The sequence below is a fragment of the Novosphingobium sp. SG707 genome (genome assembly GCF_012275515.1).
Taxonomy (GTDB): domain Bacteria; phylum Pseudomonadota; class Alphaproteobacteria; order Sphingomonadales; family Sphingomonadaceae; genus Novosphingobium.
This window is the reverse complement of sequence record NZ_JAAZQL010000007.1, coordinates 49,919-67,149: the sequence shown is the minus strand read 5'-3', so window position 1 is coordinate 67,149 and position 17,231 is coordinate 49,919. Positions and strand designations below refer to the sequence as shown.

The 17,231-nt window shown below is 61.1% G+C and carries 12 protein-coding genes and 4 pseudogenes; 7 read left to right on the top strand and 9 right to left on the bottom strand.

Going from position 1 to position 17,231, the window contains the following annotated elements; all coding sequences use genetic code 11:
• Positions 1–355 precede the first annotated feature (355 nt).
• The 3 genes from FHW92_RS18605 to FHW92_RS18595 all read left to right on the top strand — a co-directional run bounded on the left by FHW92_RS18605 (position 356) and on the right by FHW92_RS18595 (position 4,334).
• A complete protein-coding gene (locus FHW92_RS18605) occupies positions 356–2,356 on the top strand; it encodes a TonB-dependent receptor (RefSeq protein WP_168604775.1) in 2,001 nt (666 codons plus the stop codon).
• Positions 2,357–2,671: 315 nt separating this feature from the next.
• Positions 2,672–3,580: a hypothetical protein gene (locus FHW92_RS18600; RefSeq protein ID WP_168604774.1), complete on the top strand. Its 909-nt coding sequence runs from the start codon at positions 2,672–2,674 to the stop codon at positions 3,578–3,580.
• Positions 3,581–4,010: 430 nt separating this feature from the next.
• Entirely contained in the window at positions 4,011–4,334 is a 324-nt protein-coding gene (locus tag FHW92_RS18595) for a UrcA family protein (protein ID WP_168604773.1), read from the top strand.
• Between the two features lie 314 nt (positions 4,335–4,648).
• Here FHW92_RS18595 and FHW92_RS18590 read toward each other — a convergent pair whose 3' ends face one another.
• From FHW92_RS18590 to FHW92_RS18555, 8 genes are all read right to left on the bottom strand, one after another.
• Positions 4,649–5,977 (bottom strand): type II toxin-antitoxin system HipA family toxin, encoded by a 1,329-nt coding sequence (locus FHW92_RS18590; RefSeq protein ID WP_168604772.1) that lies wholly within the window; start codon positions 5,975–5,977, stop codon positions 4,649–4,651.
• A complete protein-coding gene (locus FHW92_RS18585) occupies positions 5,977–6,228 on the bottom strand; it encodes a helix-turn-helix domain-containing protein (RefSeq protein WP_168604771.1) in 252 nt (83 codons plus the stop codon). The genes FHW92_RS18590 and FHW92_RS18585 overlap by 1 nt, the downstream gene beginning before the upstream one ends.
• Before the next feature lie 539 nt (positions 6,229–6,767).
• Positions 6,768–7,040: a DUF3325 domain-containing protein gene (locus FHW92_RS18580; RefSeq protein ID WP_168604770.1), complete on the bottom strand. Its 273-nt coding sequence runs from the start codon at positions 7,038–7,040 to the stop codon at positions 6,768–6,770.
• The gene (locus FHW92_RS18575) at positions 7,037–8,542 is read right to left on the bottom strand and encodes a PepSY-associated TM helix domain-containing protein (RefSeq protein WP_168604769.1); all 1,506 of its coding nucleotides are present in this window, start codon (positions 8,540–8,542) and stop codon (positions 7,037–7,039) included. The genes FHW92_RS18580 and FHW92_RS18575 overlap by 4 nt, the downstream gene beginning before the upstream one ends.
• Positions 8,539–8,829 carry a hypothetical protein gene (locus FHW92_RS18570; RefSeq protein WP_210428592.1) on the bottom strand — a complete coding sequence of 97 codons (291 nt, stop codon included), beginning with the start codon at positions 8,827–8,829 and terminating at the stop codon, positions 8,539–8,541. Before FHW92_RS18570 ends, FHW92_RS18575 begins: the two co-directional genes overlap by 4 nt.
• Positions 8,817–11,261, bottom strand: coding sequence for a TonB-dependent siderophore receptor (locus FHW92_RS18565; protein ID WP_168604768.1), 2,445 nt, complete (start codon positions 11,259–11,261; stop codon positions 8,817–8,819). The genes FHW92_RS18570 and FHW92_RS18565 overlap by 13 nt, the downstream gene beginning before the upstream one ends.
• Positions 11,262–11,340: 79 nt before the next feature.
• Positions 11,341–12,306, bottom strand: a complete 966-nt coding sequence (locus FHW92_RS18560) for a FecR domain-containing protein (protein ID WP_349237711.1) — start codon at positions 12,304–12,306, stop codon at positions 11,341–11,343.
• On the bottom strand, positions 12,307–12,810 hold the full coding sequence (locus tag FHW92_RS18555; RefSeq protein ID WP_349237710.1) for a sigma-70 family RNA polymerase sigma factor: 504 nt from the start codon (positions 12,808–12,810) through the stop codon (positions 12,307–12,309).
• A gap of 285 nt (positions 12,811–13,095) precedes the next feature.
• On the opposite strand from FHW92_RS18555, the pseudogene FHW92_RS18550 reads away from it, so the two are divergent.
• The 4 pseudogenes from FHW92_RS18550 to FHW92_RS18535 all read left to right on the top strand — a co-directional run.
• Positions 13,096–13,203, top strand: a pseudogene (locus tag FHW92_RS18550) (IS5/IS1182 family transposase); the annotation flags it as partial.
• 350 nt (positions 13,204–13,553) lie between these two features.
• A pseudogene (locus tag FHW92_RS18545) lies at positions 13,554–14,743 on the top strand (helix-turn-helix domain-containing protein).
• An 83-nt stretch (positions 14,744–14,826) separates the two neighbouring features.
• Positions 14,827–15,057: pseudogene (locus tag FHW92_RS18540) on the top strand (AAA family ATPase); the annotation flags it as partial.
• A 339-nt stretch (positions 15,058–15,396) separates the two neighbouring features.
• Positions 15,397–16,389: pseudogene (locus tag FHW92_RS18535) on the top strand (IS481 family transposase).
• Positions 16,390–16,405: 16 nt separating this feature from the next.
• On the opposite strand, the gene FHW92_RS18530 reads toward FHW92_RS18535, so the two are convergent.
• Positions 16,406–17,230, bottom strand: coding sequence for an IS5 family transposase (locus FHW92_RS18530; RefSeq protein ID WP_168604767.1), 825 nt, complete (start codon positions 17,228–17,230; stop codon positions 16,406–16,408).
• Position 17,231: the final 1 nt, after the last annotated feature.

Below are 17,231 nucleotides of genomic sequence, written 5' to 3'. Positions count from 1 at the left end.
GGCAGGAGGGTGATTGAGAATATCATGGCATTTCCTTTGGGCGTGAGGCTGTGACGCCTGAGCGCGGGTTGATGGCAGTTTGATATGGTATAACATAACATAATAATCTAAGTTTTTTTGTGAACCCCCTTCTGTTGCTGCCCTTTCCGGCCCCTTGCGGGCGGGCAAACGGAAACACTGTCAGGCCCTTTGATCCGACATGTTTTTATGGCTTTCCGACGGAGGAAATGGGGCTCCATCCCCGCAAACGGAGAAAATGATATGTTATCTTGTTACATTGCAGGATCTCGTCTATGCAGACCCCGTGCCTGAGGGGGCGGCACACTATCGGATCGGAATAAAAAGGACTGAAACCATGAAATTGCCCTCGCTTCTGGCAAGCACCTCGCTTGTGGCCAGCTTGATGGCGGCTGCTCCCGCATGGGCCGCCGATGCCGGCCCTAATGATGGATCGGGACCGGCCATCGTGGTCACGGCAACGCCCTTTCGGCATACCCAGGATGAAACGCCGTCCATCCCCGCCAAAGTGGACACGCAGCAGATCCGGCAGGCGGGCGGGACCAGCATCGCCGACGCTCTCAAGGACGTGCCGGGCGTCTCGGCCTCCGGCTTTGCACAGGGGGCTTCGCGGCCGATCATTCGCGGCATGGATTCCAATCGCGTGCGCCTGCTCGAAGACGGCACGTCCATCTCGGATGTTTCCGACATCGGCCCCGACCACGGCACGCCGATCGATCCGCTGTCCGCGCGCAGCATCGAGGTTGTGCGCGGGGCGGCCACTCTGCGCTATGGCAGCCAGGCGATCGGCGGGGTGATCAACACGATCAACAACCGCGTGCCGACTGAATTGCCCAAGACGCCGTTGTCGGGCGAACTGACCTCATCCTATACCAGCGTCAATCGCGGTGGCGAGGTCGCCGGGCTGGTGGATGGCAAGGCGGGCGATCTGGCGCTGCATGCCGACGCCTATTACAGGCGCACCGGTGATTATGACACGCCGCTGGGGCGACAGGACAATTCGTTTTTCCATGGTTGGGGCGGATCGCTGGGCGGCTCCTATTTCTTTGGCAACGGCAGCCATGCCGGGCTGGCCGTCACCCATTATGACGCCCAATATGGCATCCCCAGCGACACGACCTATATCGACATGTGCCAGACCAAGGTCATCAGCCGCAATGTGATCGAGATTGCCTCGCCTTTGCTCAAGTCGGTCAATATCGACGGGAGCTATGGCGATTATCAGCATCAGGAAAAGAATCCCGACGGCTCGGTCAACACCACTTTCCGAAACAAGGAAGCCAATCTGCGCGGCGAACTGCTGTTCAACCGTCTGGGCGCGATCAGCAATTCGGCGCTGGGCGTGGAGTATCAGCACCGTGATTTCTCGGCCGTCGGCGCGGACAGTTCCTATCTTCAGCCTGCCACCTCGCAAAACATCGCCGGATATGTGTTCAGCGAGGTCGAACTGGCCAAGCCGCTGCATCTGGAGGCCAGCGCCCGCGTGGAGCATGTCTCCGTCACCGGCACACCGCTGTCGGATCAATTCACCAGCCGCAATTACACACCGGTCAGCGCTGCCTTGGGCATGCTCTACACCGCAGCGCCGGGGATCAAGCTTGGCTTGACGGCTTCGACCACGGGGCGTGCGCCCGCGCTGACGGAATTGTTTGCGCGCGGCGGGCATGATGGCCCCCAGACCTATGAAACCGGCGACCCCAATCTGAAGGTCGAGCGCGCCAAGGCATTGGAGCTGAGCCTGCGCGCCAATCGCGGCGCCTTTCATTTTGAAGGCAGCCTCTATTCCACATGGTTTTCCAATTACATCTATGGCGAGCTGACGGGGCGCACCTGCGATGATAACGGCAATTGCGTGGCGGGCGATACCAATGATCTGCGCGAAGTGTTCTATCGCCAACAGGGCGCCCATTTCCGGGGGCTGGAAGGCGAGGCGCGCTATGATCTGGTCAAGACCGCCCACACCAGCCTGACCGCGCGGGTGATGGGCGATCTGACCCGGGCCACGTTGGATGACGGCAACAATGTGCCGCGTATCGCGCCATGGCGTCTGGGCGGCGGGCTGGATTGGCAAAGCCCGCGCTGGGATGCCGGTTTCAGCTATACCCGCTATGGCACCCAGAATGACTATGGCCTGTTTGACACGGCCACGGCGGGCTACAACGCGCTCTCGGCCCATGTGGCGGTGCGCCCTTTCAAACAGTGGCAGGGCGTGGAATTTTCGCTGGTGGGGCAGAACCTGACCAATGACGTTCAGCGCTATGCCACATCCTTCAACAAGGATCTGGTGGTGATGCCGGGCCGCTCGGTTCGGATTGTGGCAAGGATCGCCAGCTTTTGATGATGGCGGGCCCGTATCGTTTGGGCGGGTGAATTTGGGGCCGCTTCGCCACGCTGCCGGGCGGGATCTTACCTGTTCGGCAGCGGGGCAGGCGGCCCGGCCTCGCTGTCATTGCGGAAGGCCTTCCTTCCCTGCGGGCTCGATGATAGCTTGCGGCAAGGACATCGACCGGGTGCCGTTTGCATCGCGGTCTGAGGGCAGCGAATGGTCAGTGCGGGCATCCATACGACCGATTTCCCGATGAAAGGCATCCGGCCTGATGGCGCGGATGGCCCCTCCCATGCCCCGGAATACCCGCCGGGCCCGCAAGCGAAAATGAGCGCGGACGTCTCCTTGGCCGCTTTGTTCGCATGGGATACGGGAGCGTCGATCCTGCCTGAAAGCTATGCCCGCCTGCGCCAGGATCCCGCCTATCCGCGCGCGGTCCGCCGGTTGATCCGAACCATGCTCGAAGCCGCCGCCGACGATCCGTCGCTGGACGGCATCTTCAAGGATGCCGGGCGCAAGGTCGCCGCGCTGGCGGCTGCGCATCTGCACATGTCGGGCGGGATATCCCTGCCGCGCCTGAAATCCCTGATGGCGGAGTTTGGACTGGCCAGTCCCGGCCGTGCCCGCGCGCTTCTCCTCTACATGATCTATCTGGGCTTTGTGGAAGCGAAACCGTTGAGGGAGACCGGTGCACCGGCACGCTATCTCGCCACGGAAAAGTTTCTGGCCACCTATCGCAGGCATCTGGCGCTGCTGGCCGAAGCACTGGCGGTCCTTGCCCCGGCGGCGGGGGAAATCGCATCGGATATTGAAAATCCCATCGTGTTCGACAGCTTCATCCGGCACCTCATGCACGGTTTCCTCTACGAAACCCGGCAGGGCCATGACGTCGATGCTTATCACCATGTGTTCCTGCACCGGAATGCCGGCACCCAGATCCTGTATCGGCTTCTTGATGCGGCGCCCGATCACGTCTTCCCGCCGGATGCGCCCGTTCCCTTCGCGATCGCGACGGAGGCGCGCAGATTCAAAGTGTCGCGGATGCATGTCCGCCGTATGTTGGCGGCGGGCGAGGCGGCGGGCCTGATTGCGGTCAGAAACCGGGCGGTCCTGTTCACCCCTGCGGGGCGGACGGCGGTGGAATGGGTCTTTGCAACCAAGATGATCGTTTATCTGGGCGCGGCGGCACGCACATTGCGCGACCGGGCCGCCGCCGTGGGCCACATCGCCGCCTGAACAGGCCGTCGTCTATGCCCGGTCAAAAATGTGCCATTGGGGCATCGGCACTTTCGCGTTAATCCAATCATCGAGACGGGCAAAGGTTCGTTTTCCACGCGATCACAACCGAGGATGAAATCGCCCGATCGCGCCGGAAAATTCGGGTTCCTGCCCGCTGACCAGAAGATTGGTTTTCGCAATGAAGGCATTTTTCATGCGTCCCGGCCGGGTGGTTCGCGATTGTCCGCCTGCTCTCCGTCTGCGGACCGCGCGTTTCATGCCATGGCCGGGCGGCATAGTGTTTCAGCCGTCCAATTGATCAAGCGCGGATCGGCGATTTTGCCCCTCCGATAAACACAATTTCCCCGTCAACCCACGCGCCCGCCCCCCGCGAGGTCGCGGGCGCACCCGCCTGTCCGTTGGACAAGCACAACGCAGGAGCAGATCCATGGCCAAGACCTTCATCATCGCCACGTTTGCCGCCGCTTTGGCCAACATTCCCGCCATGGCCCACGGCACCATGAATCCGGGTGATCCCGCCGCGGAACCCGCGCCAGTCGCCGTGACCTATGCCGATTTGAATCTGGGCTCGGCCGCCGGACAGGCCGCACTGCACCAACGCATCGCCCACGCCGCCACCGAAGCCTGCCTGAATGCCGGTGACGGATTGAGTACACCCCGCGCGGTGTATGAACAGCGAGCATGTCGCGCCCGCGCGATGTCGGGCGCGGAAATCAAACTGGCAACGCGCGGAGCGCCTATGTCGCATTGATCGCTGCTGGGCTGAACATTGCTGACCAACCGCTCTTCGGTTCGGACCTGTGCATAGCAGGCATAGGGGCCAGCCGCATAGTATCCGGGAAATGAACCCGTCGCTTTGATTTTCGATGATAATCGAAGAATGGCTGGGGCGGGAGGATTCGAACCTCCGCATGGCGGTACCAAAATTTGATGCCCGCCCGGAGGCACCATCCCAGCTTAGTCGAGAGACGCAGAAATCTGCGGCTTTCGCCAACTTATGCCATTCCGGCAATAACCCAAAGAAAAATCATGGCAGAAATCATGGCAGACCTCCTAGGCTTGGGATCATAGTTCCTCAAAGGCCGTTTCGAGCAGGCGGAGCCGGACGGGCATGCAGGCCACGATGCTGTCATGCACCTCCTGCGCGAAATCTTCGGGCATTTGTGCAAGTGCCTTGCTCGGCGCATTCTTGGCTCGATCCATAATGTCCGTAATAGCTTCTTTCATGAGCGTAGGCCCGAGGCCTGCCGCTTTGCCGGATTGGATGAAGTGTCTTCCGACGACATCGAGAACGCGGTAGTGACGATTGCTGCCAACAGACATGGCCAGCTTGTATTTGTTGTTTGGGATTTGGCGTTTGTCGAACGCGGGTTGCGCGGAGAGTACGTCGTAGAACGGTGTCAGGCTGTAGCGACCTTCGGGTTTCAGGAAGACGCTGAAATTCTTGCCATGTCCATCTGTCGCGCCAATCAACCAGAACAAGATCTGGCTTTTGAAGAAATCTACCTGATCCTTCTGCGGCTCGTCCGAGCCTTGCAGGAGTTTCAGGATGTCGATCATGCCGGGACCACCGTTGTTCTGGTATTTCTGCGCCGAGGGGATGCCCATCGCCTGACAACAATCCTCCTGCGGCAGGCGCAGCAGATACTGCGCATTGCGCCAGCGGCGGTCAAAGCGTTCGACGACCAGCACACGTCGCTGGCCGAACGTGACGATCTTTGTCTGCGCTACGTCGAGACCGAAGGCTTCCAGAAGCTTCAGGCAGTAATGCTCGTTATCGACGCTGGCCACCATGTCGATCGGGCCGAAGGCGGTCGGGATTTCGCCGAGTTGCGGCTTGAGAAGATGGGTGGTCGGGGTCGTTCCGATGGGCCGCATCCAATGTCCTTCATGGTGCAGGAGCGCTGTCTTTTCCTGCGCGCCTGCGATCGAGATACGAAACTCCTGTTCCTTGTCGACGCCGAGTGGTGCGGTGGCAAGGCTGGCCAGAATGCCTTCAATCTCCTCGTCTCTGAGGTGTTCCCCCTTCACATAGAACTCGGTATCAGCGGGATCATCACCGGGCAGAAACTGCATGGCACCGGCGCAGTCGCGCCCGATGGCTTCCAGCAGGCTGAAATAATCGGCTCCGTGAGCCGCCATCCGTTCGGCCACACGCGTCCGGACATGCGGATTGTCGGGCAGCAGGTTGTCGAAGACCGCCATGACGGGCTCGCCATTATATGCTGTTTCGCGCAGGGGTAGAGACAGGGAAATGGCAAAGGCCGGAGCCCAGTCCAGCCAGCTCTGGTCATACTTAAAACTGACCGCACCGCTTGCCTCTTTGTGCAGTTGCCCGACCAGATGATTGTTGATGAGGACGTTGAGAGGGGCATGCGTCTTACGGCGTCCCATCAGAAGATATCCTCGATATCCTTGGCAGGTCGCTGTGATCGGATGTCGATGATCAGCTCAAGGTCAAGCGCGGCAAACAGGGCATAGATCGAAGAAAGCTTGGTGCCTTCGTGCCCGGTCTCAATCTTTGAGATCATTTCCTGGCGCAGTCCTGCCAGATTGGCGAGGTCGGTTTGCGTCAACCCCCGCTGTTTACGGGTGCGCTGTATGATATTGCCTAGCTGGCGGGGGGAACGTGCGATATGAGGCATAGGAATCTCCTAAGCTATTTATGCTCTAAACAACATAAAACGACAATATGTCATTTCGAGCATATGTTGGCATTATTTCATTTTGAGCATAAAAAGATTTATGCGAAATTTTATATAAAAATGCCGCTTGGGCTCAGGATTCCCTTTGGGCAAGGCTATCACGCCGTCAGATCGACCGTCTCCGTAAACGCCGTTTGCCCGGTTTCCCGAGGGAATATGACCTCGGCAGTGGCCTGAGCAAGTTCCACGCGACCGTGTCCCCCTGCGTGGTGTAACTGGGGCTGATCCCCGCGTTATCCGGCGTCAGCTAGGGCAGGTCATGTTCCGGGCACGGTCGAGAGCATGGCGATGGGATTGCCGCTCACCGGGGCGATGGTTTCAAGAGACATGTGGCGTCCGCACAGAACAGCCCATTGATCTGACTGTTTCATGACGACGGTCGCGATCAGTTGGGGGATGGCTGGCTGCTTCGCGACGATCCCGGCGATCTCAGTTCTGCGCTTCGTCTCCGCTCCGTTTGCTGAATGACCTTTCGAAATTTATCGGCTGGAGCCCTTATTCCATGTTGAAGCGTAAGTGCATGCCCCCACCACAAGGAGTGCTGCCATGCTCAACTCGCCGATCCAGAACAGGATCGCGAGCGGCCCGCCGTACACGGCCAGACCCAGGGACAGGCAGAGCGCAGCCCAGCCGCTGCATCGCAGAGCTTGCGACGACCGCTTTGACAACGAGCGCGCCAGCAGGTCACGCTGATGCCGCGCCATCGAAAGACACAGGCAGAGCAAACCGCCACATATAAGCAGCAGGGTCATGCCTTCCTCCTCCGGCTTGCGCTTGCCTTGCTCGCGGCCGCCAAGGCAGCGAGGCCGGTAATGAACAGAGCCAGATCGACGCCGGTCCGCGCCATGTCGTCGGTCCGCAACCATGCGAACAGCCCGCTGTCAGGCACGAACATCTGCGGGATCGGGGCGGCGACGCACAGCAGGCCAAGGCAGCGCAGCTGTCCTGTCCACGCGCGTTTGGGCGGCATCATCCATGCATTCATCAGCGCTGCGATCCATGAGAGGAAAAAGGCCGAGGCCTCCCATCCCATGCGCCCTGACATTCCCGCAGGCAGCAGCCGGTTCGCCAGCAGCAGAGCCGCGATGGCGATCGGCAGGCCCGCGATCACGGCGACATTGGCGCGCTCCGCCGCCATGGGGCGCGGGGACGCCTGGTTTTTCGGGTGCCGTTTGACCACCCAGAGGATGAGCCCGGTTGCAATCATCGCGGTGCCAAGCAATCCCGAAAGAAAAAACAGGAAACGCAATGTCCCACCCGAAAAACGGGCCAGATGCAGACCATAGAGCCAGCCATGCGTTGTCACAGCCGGGCCGCTGCCGTCATAGCGCGCGATCAGCCGCCCATCGGCGCTGAACCGCAACCAGGCCAGATCATAGGATGTGCTGTCCGCATCCCGCCGCTCCACCGTCACCGTCGCGTGTTTTGACGATGGATTGTCCACCAGAATGCGACCGGCGCGGCCCTTGGGCCACATCTGTTCGGCCCGGCCGACAATATGGTCCACCATTGGCCCGGAAAGCGCCGGCGCATCGGCGGAGGATACCGCCGCCGCGACCACCCCTTGCCCTTTCAGATCGCGGGCATAGGCGGCAGCATCGCCTGAATAAGCCCGCTGGATGGCCCATGGCATGAACATGGTGGCCAATGTGATGAGGCCGGTAAAACTGATCATAAGGCAGAAGGGCAGGGCCAGAACCCCCGCAACATTATGGGCGTCGAGCCAACTGCGCTGGCCCTTGCGCGGGCGGAACGTGAAGAAGTCGGCGAATATCCGTCGGTGGGTGATGATCCCGCTGATGATGGCCACTAGCATGGCGATGGCGGCAAAGCAGACCAGCCAGCGCCCCAGCCGGAATGGCGCGTGAAGGTCGAAGTGGAAGTAATAGAGGAAGTCGCCGCCCATCGTCTCGCGCCCGCGCATCTGCCCGCCGGTGCGCGGGTCGAGATATTCGGAGCGGAAGCCGCCCTTTTCCCCCTTCCACAAAATTTCGGTCACCGGGTTGCGGGCGTTGGGCAGATCAATGCGCCACAGACGCGCATCGGGTGCTGTCTGGCGCAGGCGGTCTATGGCATGGATGGCGGTCTGCGGATCGGCCGCCGCGCCGCTCAATTCGGGCCGCATCCACAGGGTGATTTCCTGCCGGTAATAGGTCAGCGAACCGCTCAGGAAGATCGCATAGAGCAGCCAGCCCGGAAACAGGCCGGCCCAGCTGTGCAGAAAGGCCATGGTCTGGCGAAACCCGTCTCTCATCGGGCGCCTCCCAGCCATCCCGCCATCGCAAACATCGCCGTCGGCAGCAGGATAATCGCCCATGCCGTCGCACCCCTGCGCGGCAGGAATGCCGTCAGTGCCGCCAGAACGAACAGGACATAGGCGGCGATCTGCGCCGTCACCACGGCCTCGATCCGCGGCATCGGCAATATCGCGGCCAGCCCTGCCGCCGCAGCGGCGGCCAGCAGATAGCCGCCGCCCAGACCGGCCAGAATACGGTTCAGGACAGCCTTTCGCCCCGGCGCGGCCCGTTTCACCAGCGCCACGCCAGATCGACGATGACATGGCGCCCTTCGCCATAATAACAACGGTTGGTGCCGACGCAGGAGGCGATATAGCGCTTGTCGAACAGATTGCTCGCCTTGGCCGAGAGTTCCAGACCCTTCAGTCCGGGCCGCCACGCGCCGAGATCGAAACGCAGCGAGGCATCCACCAGCGTGAAAGCGGGAACACGCGAATAATTCGCGGCATCGCCAAAGGTCTCACTGGTATACCGCAGGCCGCCAGCCAGGGTTACGCCCATCGGGTTGGCATACTTCAGCCACAGTGAGGCATTGTGCATCGGCACCGCCATCAAGCGCAGCCCCTGTTGGGCGCGGGTTTTTACGGTCAGATCGGCCGGGTCGATGCCCGATACGGTGTCATTGCTGTTGGTGACGCGGGAATCGAGAAGAGTATAGGCGCCGATCGCGTTGAACCCGGCCGGAAGCTTGACATGCCCTTCCAGTTCCAGCCCGCGCATCCGTACCTCGCCGATCTGCACGAAATAGAGTGAGTGATCCCTGTCGGCGGTGAGATAGTTCTTTCGCCGCAAGTCAAAAATGGCCGCCGTCACGAAGCTCTGGCTGCCGCGAGGCTGGAATTTTATGCCGATTTCATATTGGCGTCCCATTTCCGGGTCGAAGGATTTGCCCGAATAATCCGATCCATATTGCGGCGTAAAGCTCTCGGCATAGCTGAAGTATGGCGCCAGACCATTGTCGAAATTATGGAGCAATGCCGCACGTTTGGTCAGCGCCGCATTGCTGTTGTCGGTGGCGCCTGTCGGGAGATAGGAGGTCAGCCTGTACCGGGTCCAGTCCTGCCGCAGGCCAACCAGCAACCGCCAGCCTTCATAGGCGATCTGGTCCTGTGCATAGAGGCCGATCTGCCGGTTGTTATACTTCTGATTGCGGAAGGGCGCGCGAGCCGGGATCGTTTGATAATAGACCGGCGCGAACAGATCGAGTGTCGGCGCGGTGACAAATTCCCGCACCGTGCTGTATTGGAAAGATTGCGCGTCCAGCCCGACCAGCACCTGATGCGCAACCGCGCCCGTGTCAAATTTCAACGTGGCGCGATTGTCGATGGTGAAATCGTCGGACTTTTCATTCAGTCCGAAAGCCTGCCGGGTGGCGGTGCGCAGATCGGCGGCGAGGGCGGCGATATAGATATTCTGGTTGTTCAGCCTGTTGTTGGTATAGCGGAAATTCTGGTTGAATGTGATCGCGTCGCTAAAGCGGTGCTCCAACTGATAACCTGCCGAGGCAACTTCGCGGCGCCAGCCCTGATAATTGGGATCGCCGGTGAACAGGTTGGCGGCTATATTGCCATAGGGATTGGCGATGATCGTACCGATGGTGGGCAGCCAGTTCAGTGTCGACCCTTTGAAATTGTCCTTCTGATAATGAGTCAGCAGGGTGAGGGTGGTTCGCTCGCCCGGTTTCCACGTCAGCGAAGGCGCGACCATCACGCGCTTTCGATTGGAAAAGGCGGTCATGCCGTTCGTATCGAAATAGGTGCCGGACAGGCGGTAAAGCAGGCGATCATCCTGTGTCAGCGGCCCGGTGATATCTCCGGCGACCTGTTTGCGATCAAAGGTGCCGTAACGCAGCAGGATTTCGCCCCCGGCCTTGGACTGCGGCCTTTTGCTGACCATGTTGATGAGGCCGCCGGGCGTCGATTGGCCAAAGAGGACCGAGGTGGGGCCTTTCACAACCTCCACCTGCTCATAGAGATAGGGATCGAGAGCGCCGCTGGCATAGCCCGTGCCGCTCAATCGCAATCCGTCGATATAGCTGTTGGTGGCCGTGCCGGTTGTGCCATCATTGCCGAAACCGCGAATGGCCAGAGCATCGCCGCCATAAGTCACGCCCTTGGTATTGGCAAAGACGCCCGCGCTGTAGGTTACGGCATCGCCGACCGAGAGGATGCTGCGTTCGCGCGCCTGCTCCATCGACACCACGGAAATCGACTGGGGCGTCTCGCGCAGCGGGGTGTTTGTTTTCGTGCCAATGGCGGTCACGACAATATCATCGCTTTGCGCCGGTTCCATTTTCTCAGGAGTCCGGGGCGCAGGATGCACTGAGGCGGGTTTGCGCGTCGCCCGCGCCGCGCGCCTGACCAGCGTAAATCCGCCATGGCCATCCGGGCGGGCCTCTGCGCCGCTCCCTTGCAGCAGGCGTTCAAGGGCCTGCGCGGGCGTATAGGCGCCGCGCAGGCCCGCCGTGCTTTGGCCGCGCAGCAGCGCCGGATCGAAGGCGATCATCACGCCCACCTTCCGGCCAAGCTGGGCGATGGCATTGCCAAGCGGACCGGCGGGAATGTCGATGTTTTGCGTCATCTGCGGGGTTTGCGCCTGCGCCTGCATCGGCGCCGCGCCAAGGCCCATCACCACCATCGCAACAGCCGCCGCGCCACACATTTCCCTGAACTTCACCACTTGGAAAACCCCTTTGCAAAACCGCTTCACAATGGGGACGGGCGAGTTTGGAAATCGGGAACCTGAAATCGGAAAATTATTTTGCCCGGCTCACGATTGGCGCTCCGTCAGGCGCGCGCGACAGACGAAGCCCGGTCGACCGCACAATGCCTTCGAGCGCGCGATCGGGATCGACCAAGGGATAGCTGCCCGAGACCCGGACGCCGGAAAGCGCGGCGGCGTCAAAACCCACCGGATGGGCCCGATAGCGGTTGAGTTCGCGCAGCACGCCCACGACCGGCTGATCGTCGGCGGCGAGCCAGCCTTGCGCCCAACCGGCGGCCTCCTCCGGATCTATCGGGCCAAGGCGGACCAGCTTTCCTTGTGTCATGCGCACGCGATCACCGGGCGAGAGATCGGCGCAATCGGCGGCGCTGGCTTTTGCCGGGCATGCCCGCACATGGGACTCGATGACGGTTACAGTCGTCGCATCGCCCTCGCGGCGCACGACAAAGGCGGTGCCTTTTGCGGTGGCGCTGCCGTCGCTTGTTTCCACGATGAAGGGTCGCGCCTTATCCTTGGCCACGCGCGCCAGAATTTGCCCCCGGAATAAGGTGATGGTTCTGCGGGCATGGTTGCGGCGAAAGCTCAGCGCTGCGTCCGTGTCGATGGTGATCGCGCTGCCATCGGCCAACGTCACACGGCGCTGCTCGCCCCGCGCCGTTTCATAGTCGGGAAACCATGCGCGCACCGCCATGGTCTGTGCCGCGAGCCATCCGCCGCCCAGCATCAGCAGTCCAAGGGCCAACCCGCCCCAACGGCCGGTTTTGCGCGATCGGCGTTCGACCATGGTTTCAATCACTTCCCGGCCGATATCGTCCGTGCCTTCGAACCGCACGTCGAGCCCGCGCATCCGCTCCATAGTCAGCCGGTGCAGAGGGTTTTCCTGACACCATGCCTCGCAGGCATCGCGATCATCCTGTGTCGCTTCGTCGGTTGCGAACTGGGCCACCCAATAGGCGGCCTGCGCGATCATATCGGGGGTGGGGCGCGGATCGGTCACTTAGTCAGGATAAGCCAGCGCATAGCAATGGGCATAGACCTGCGCGACATAGCGCTTCACCATGCGTTCCGATACGCCCAACGCCTGCGCCGCATCGCAATAACGCAGGCTGTCGAACCGGACCATCATGAAAGCCTGCCGCGCTTTGGCCGGCAGCGTTTCCAGCAGGCGCAGGATCGCATCGAGAAACTGCGCTGCCTCGGTCACACGCTCGGGCGTCAGGTGGTCGGCCTCGCATACCCGGGCCGCGTGGACCGCGAGATAGGCCCGTTCAACCTCGCGGCGGCGAATATCATCGATCAGGATGCGGCGCGCCACGGTCGAAAGATAGCTGCGCGGATCGCGGACAGATTCTTGGGTTTCCAGCACACGGCAAAACGTATCCTGCGCCAGATCGGCCGCCCTTTGCGAACAGCGCGTATGGCGCCTCAGCCATTGCCTTAGCCAATCGCCATGCGAGGCATAAAGCGCCCCGACATCCATGGTTGCTGCAACGGCGGGCACGCGAAACTCCCCGATCACAGGCCGACGGGATCGGTCCGTTACGGCGCGTTGAAATATGGGACTTTCTGACATAAATGCAAATTAGTCGCAATAGCATATTTTGATGTCCTTTATCGATATTGATCAAACCCACCCAACACCGTTCAGCGCTTGCCCTTCGCCTCGCGCGTGCGCCCGGCGGCGATGGTCATCAGACGACTGAAGTTGGGGCATTGCCCGTTAGTGGGAGCAGGACAGGCCGCCGCATGGCGCAGGCCATCACGCAGCGCACCAAGGCGATGAATGGACCGTGATGGCGCGATCGATGTCCTCAAAGCCCTTCGCCGGCGCTTTCCCTGGCTGCACCATGTCTTTGCCGATGGCGACTGGACGGGCGACAGGGTCCGCGATGCCGCCGCCTGGCCAAGGACTGGGAATTCACGACCAGAACGCGTTCGAAGCGGCTATTTCCGGGAATACCGCCTGTTTTTATGGCGTTAAGGCCTGCGCAGAACGGGCAAGACACGCATCGAAGCGCAACACCTTCCGTCACAAAAGTCGGCACACCTCCTTTGCCCCCTTGGGCCATGCTGAAAACCGTTGTTTTGACACCAAACGCGCAAGACACGCAGTGACGACCGTCGGCGAACCGTTGGTAGGTCTGCCACCCTTGCCTTCGGCCCTATTCGTAGCTGCAAGGCTACGGCTGGTGATTATCCTGCCTCGCGCGGAGGGGCAAAATTTGCATCGAGGGGAGGGGCAACATGAGCACCACCCTTGCCCATAGGGGGCTGCCAACGGGCGTTGGCCGGTTCGACCTGCTGCGTCTGTTTGAGCAGGTGGCGATGCCGGGATTTGGTCTGTCGTCGACGGCAGTGGCTTTGGTCCGGCATTATGTGCTCAAGACCATGGACGGCGATTATCTGTCAGGCCGGATCTGTGCTGTCTGGACCCAAGCCTGTCGCTTTGCAGAGGCCTTGGGTCTGACGCCACGTTCGATCAATTCGGCCGAGCGGGAACTGGAGCAGGCCGGCTTCATCGTCCGCAATGCCGGGATCAACGGCGAACGCGCTGGCGACCGACAGGATGGGATCGTGGTCTGGGCCGCAGGCATCAATCTGGCCTCGCTGGTCGAACGCTTTGCCGAGATGCAGGCCAAGGCAATTTCAAGCCCGTGCCATCCAGCAGTGCCGCGCCGAGATCCGTCAACTGGGCCAGCGCATCCGCGAGGCGGGCGACGAAGATCTGAGCGCGCCGAAACCATCCTGCCTGATGGCCGCACGGCGCGGATCACCAATATCGACCGCCTGATCGCCATCCGCGAGGCCTTGTCCGCCATGCTCGCCGCCATCGAACACCATCCGGAATCCGGGCCAGAGCCCGATCCCCGTGCACTGAAAACTTCCGACGCGCCGGAAGAAAACTGCGCGCCCAATATACAGAACCAAAACTCACCACGAAGATGTACAGCGCCAGCCCGCGATCCGCTCGATTGCATCCGGCCAGTGACCGCGTTGATGGTGGCCACCGAGAGCTATTGTGGCATCGTCGAAGCGCTGGGTGGGCCGAACTGGCCCAACCTTGCCGAGGCATCGTGGCGCAGTTGTGGACGGCTTGGGATCTCCCAGAGCACCTGGGGTCGGGCTTGCCAGCAGTTCGGTCGGGAACGGGCGGCGCTCAATGTGCTGCTGATCGACCGGAATGCCGGACTACCGCTGGGGCCCCCCTATCGAGTTGGCTCACCGGCAAGGTGTCTGGCGGGCATGGTGCGGCGGGCGGGCTCGGCAGGTGTGAACCTTGCTGGTCTGTTCCGGGCCACCGAGCGCAACGTCCAGCAGGCACCATCACAATCCCAGTGCCTTGGTCACCTATGGAGTCGCAGGCTGGCCCACTGGCCCATCTGACCGCGAGGCTACTGGCCAGTATGGAGCGGCGCGTCAAACCTGACGGGTGATGCTGCTTGGTAACCCAACCAGCCCGCACGTCCACACACTCACAAGCCCACACGTCCACATGTGAACGGGCAAGGAAATCTCCATGACCATCATCGCCATCGTCAGCCAGAAGGGCGGCTCAGGCAAAACCACGCTTTCGGTGAACTTCGCCGCTGCTGCTGAAGCCGCTGGCGCCATCGCGCTTATCATCGACACCGATCCCCAGGCAACGGCCAGCCAATGGGGCGCGTGGCGCGCAGACAAGCCTCCGGAGGTCATCGACAGCGCGCCGCCACGCATCCAGGCCAAGGTCGAGGCCGCTAAGGCTCAAGGCGTTGGTGTGGACGACCCTGCGATCAAGGTTCAACCTGCGGCGCGGCGACGCCGGAGGATTTGATAGGAGGAAACGATGAAAACCATCACGCGGATTGGAATGGATCCGCACTGAAACTCCAACCGACTACACCTAACGCGGCGGAACGCTGACGCTGATGACTGGTCTTGAGGTTCGAGCCTGAACCGGCAAGCGGCGGCAAACCAATCAAGCCCCGGTTTTCCCGTTTATGGGTTCACGGCCTAGCTGTCTGGTTGCGACACATCATTGGGACATGGTAAATGAGGCTATCGCAGATCATGCGTGGCGCTTTTCCGCACTTGCTGATGAGGCTTCGTGATGGTGCAAATACATCCCCAAGGCCGGACCACACCTGCTGTACGGGCGGAAATTGCTCGTTCGGCCGAGCCCGCCAGTGTTGTGGCCAAGCGCTATGGCATCAGTGACGAAACCGTGCGCAAGTGGCGCAAACGTGGAGAACAGGCGATCCAGGATCGCTCGAGCTGGCCCAAACGACTGGCCTGGCGCATGAGCGAGGAAGAGCGCGCGATTATCTGCGCGGTACGCCGAGCCACGGGTTTCCCCCTGGACGATCTCACCTTCGTGCTCCGGCATTTTCTGCCACACCTCAATCGCGACAGCATCTATCGGGTGCTTAAGTCCGAGGGGCTCAACCGCCGCCCGCCCAAACCGGTGAGCAGTCGCGCAAAGGACAATGCAGCTTCAAAGACGATGATCTGGGCTTCGTGCACATCGATGTAAAACATCTGCCCAAACTGCGCACCGCGGATGGCGAGATCCGCAAGCGCTTCCTCTATGTGGCCATCGATCGCTGCTCACGGTTCGTCCATCTCAGCGTCTACGACGCCGAAAATGCCGCAAACGCCATCACCTTCCTCAAGGTTGCCAGAAAGGCCTTCCCGTTCCGCATCACCCATGTCCTGACGGACCGGGGATCCTGCTTCACAGCTGATGATTTTGAACGCATCTGCGCGCAGCTCAAAGTCATTCATCGCGCGACAAAGCCTTATACGCCGCAAACCAACGGTATGGTCGAACGCTTCAATGGCCGTATTGCCAGCGAGGTATTGGGCATCAATGTTGGCGGCCACGCCGATCTCGAAATCCTGCTGACCGGCTTCAACCGCGCGTACAATCGACGACGACAGCGCGTGCTTCAAGGAAGCTCACCACCAGAAGGTGGAGGAGCGGATCGCATCGATACCCACGCTCTCCAATCCTCTTTACAAACCACCGGCACCCGATGATCTTATGACTAAAGTCGACGACATCTTGTACTATGCCAATGATGTGTCGCAACCAGACAGCTAAGAGTCCGTTTGGAAAATCAGGTGTGAGCGTTTCGGCGTAGGAGGTTACCGCCCATGGCGACGAGGATCATGGCGTGTGAAACGTCGATCCGCTTTTCATAGTCGCGCACAAGCCTGCGCCACCGGGTCATCCAGCCAAAGGTTCTCTCGACGACCCAACGCCGGGGCAAGACCTTGAAACCCTGCTGATTGTCGCTGCGGCGGATGACCTCGATGACGAAGTCGAGATAGCTGGCCTTGTCCATGAGCTTGAGGCGATCATAGGCCCCATCGGCGAAGAGGTGTTTGACCCAAGGCCAGCGCTTGCGGATACCCTCGAGGATGGCCTGTGCACCGGCACTGTCGGAAATATCCGCCGTGGTGAGGTTGACCATCAGCAGCCTGCCATCGGTATCGACGGCGATGTGCCGCTTGCGCCCGAGCACCTTCTTGCCCGCGTCAAACCCGCGCTTTTCTGCCGATGGAGCCTTGACCGACTGGCTGTCGATCACACCCGCGCTCGGGCTTTGCTCCCGCCCGCAGCGCTCGCGATCGAGCATCAATTCGATGTCGTGGATCGTCTGGAAGAGGAACCTGCGCGCCAATTCCCGGAACCAGCCATAGACCGTCTGCCACGCCCCGAAATGGATCGGCAGCATCCGCCAGCCACAGCCCGAACGCACAAGATAGCGCACCGCATTGATGACCTCGCGAAAATCCACTTCGCGAGGGCGGCCCCGCCGCCCCGGCTTGGGCATCAGCGGCGCCATGCGCTCCCATTCCTCATCGGTCAGGTCGCTGGGGTAGCGCTTCGTCTTCTTGGCAATCTGGGCCATTCGCCCCCGGCTCTGCTGTGTCCACATC

Coding starts and splice junctions, on each gene's coding strand:
- FHW92_RS18605 (WP_168604775.1), top strand. CDS start 356: ATGAAATTGCCCTCGCTTCTGGCAAGCACCTCGCTTGTGGCCAGCTTG.
- FHW92_RS18600 (WP_168604774.1), top strand. CDS start 2,672: ATGAGCGCGGACGTCTCCTTGGCCGCTTTGTTCGCATGGGATACGGGA.
- FHW92_RS18595 (WP_168604773.1), top strand. CDS start 4,011: ATGGCCAAGACCTTCATCATCGCCACGTTTGCCGCCGCTTTGGCCAAC.
- FHW92_RS18590 (WP_168604772.1), bottom strand. CDS start 5,977: ATGGGACGCCGTAAGACGCATGCCCCTCTCAACGTCCTCATCAACAAT.
- FHW92_RS18585 (WP_168604771.1), bottom strand. CDS start 6,228: ATGCCTCATATCGCACGTTCCCCCCGCCAGCTAGGCAATATCATACAG.
- FHW92_RS18580 (WP_168604770.1), bottom strand. CDS start 7,040: ATGACCCTGCTGCTTATATGTGGCGGTTTGCTCTGCCTGTGTCTTTCG.
- FHW92_RS18575 (WP_168604769.1), bottom strand. CDS start 8,542: ATGAGAGACGGGTTTCGCCAGACCATGGCCTTTCTGCACAGCTGGGCC.
- FHW92_RS18530 (WP_168604767.1), bottom strand. CDS start 17,230: ATGTGGACACAGCAGAGCCGGGGGCGAATGGCCCAGATTGCCAAGAAG.